Origin of the sequence: Mycobacterium sp. (assembly GCF_040398885.1) — a bacterium.
In the GTDB taxonomy this organism is placed as follows: domain Bacteria; phylum Actinomycetota; class Actinomycetes; order Mycobacteriales; family Mycobacteriaceae; genus Mycobacterium.
The window spans coordinates 1-1,112 of record NZ_JBBATF010000322.1 but is presented as its reverse complement, the minus strand read 5'-3'; the positions used below and the strand labels follow the sequence as shown (position 1 = coordinate 1,112).

General features: G+C 67.4%; 2 protein-coding genes and 2 pseudogenes. All 4 read right to left on the bottom strand.

All coding sequences use genetic code 11. From position 1 onward, the window contains the following. Positions 1 to 84, bottom strand: a pseudogene (locus tag ADBZ5U_RS16510) (30S ribosomal protein S3); the annotation flags it as partial. After that, positions 84 to 521 (bottom strand): 50S ribosomal protein L22, encoded by a 438-nt coding sequence (gene rplV, locus ADBZ5U_RS16505; protein ID WP_526811989.1) that lies wholly within the window; start codon positions 519 to 521, stop codon positions 84 to 86. The gene rplV and the pseudogene ADBZ5U_RS16510, both read right to left, overlap by 1 nt. A 34-nt stretch (positions 522 to 555) precedes the next feature. Next, on the bottom strand, positions 556 to 837 hold the full coding sequence (rpsS, locus tag ADBZ5U_RS16500; protein WP_197382441.1) for a 30S ribosomal protein S19: 282 nt from the start codon (positions 835 to 837) through the stop codon (positions 556 to 558). Between the two features lie 15 nt (positions 838 to 852). Further along, positions 853 to 1,112, bottom strand: a pseudogene (locus ADBZ5U_RS16495) (50S ribosomal protein L2); the annotation flags it as partial.

Below are 1,112 nucleotides of genomic sequence, written 5' to 3'. Positions count from 1 at the left end.
GTACTGCTTGTCGGCGTACCACCGGGACTTCCAGTCGGTGGTGATACCGAGCCGGAATCCGTGGGGATTGATCTTCTGGCCCACTAGCGCGAGCCTCCCTTCTTGGCTGCCTTGCTGCCCTCGGCGCGACGTGACCGCGTCGACTGCCCGGCCCGCTGATCACGCGGCGGACGGCTCTCGACGATCACGGTGATGTGGCTGGTGCGCTTGCGGATCCGGTAGGCGCGGCCCTGCGCGCGCGGCCGGATGCGCTTGGCGGTCGGGCCCTCGTCGGCGTACACCGTCGCGACCACCAGGGTGCGCGGGTCCAGGCCGTTGTTGTTCTGGGCGTTGGCCGCCGCGCTGGCGATCACCTTGGCGACCGGTTCGCTGGCGGCCTGCGGGGCCCAGCGCAGGATGTCGAGGGCCTCCTCGACGGACTTCCCGCGCACCAGGTCGATCACCCGGCGGGCCTTGCTGGCCGAGATCCCCACGTACTTCGCCACCGCCGAGGCGGACGGATATTCAGTAACAGTCGTCATGATTATCGGGGCTCCATGCTCTTCGCGCGAGCGCTCATCGCCGCTTCGCTTTCCGGTCGTCCTTGATGTGACCCTTGAACGTCCGCGTCGGGGCGAACTCGCCCAGTTTGTGGCCCACCATCGCCTCGGTGACGAAAACCGGCACATGCTTGCGGCCGTCGTGGACGGCGAAGGTGTGACCGATGAAGTCCGGGAGGATGGTGGATCGACGAGACCAGGTCTTGATGACCTGCTTGGTGTTCTTCTCGTTCTGGACGTCGACCTTCTTGAGCAGATGGCCGTCGACGAACGGACCCTTCTTCAGGCTGCGTGGCATTGCCTACTCTCCTGCCTAGCGCTTCTTGCCGGTGCGCCGGCGACGGACGATGAGCTTGTCGCTCGGCTTGTTCGGTTTGCGGGTGCGGCCCTCGGGCTTGCCCCACGGGCTGACCGGGTGACGGCCACCGGAGGTCTTGCCCTCGCCGCCGCCGTGCGGGTGGTCGACCGGGTTCATCACCACACCACGGACGGTGGGGCGCTTGCCCTTCCACCGCATCCGGCCGGCCTTGCCCCAGTTGATGTTGGCCTGCTCGGCGTTGCCGACCTCGCCGA

Bases quoted from the DNA above. Each gene is read 5' to 3' on its own strand.
- rpsS (WP_197382441.1), bottom strand. From the start codon at position 837: ATGCCACGCAGCCTGAAGAAGGGTCCGTTCGTCGACGGCCATCTGCTC.
- rplV (WP_526811989.1), bottom strand. From the start codon at position 521: ATGACGACTGTTACTGAATATCCGTCCGCCTCGGCGGTGGCGAAGTAC.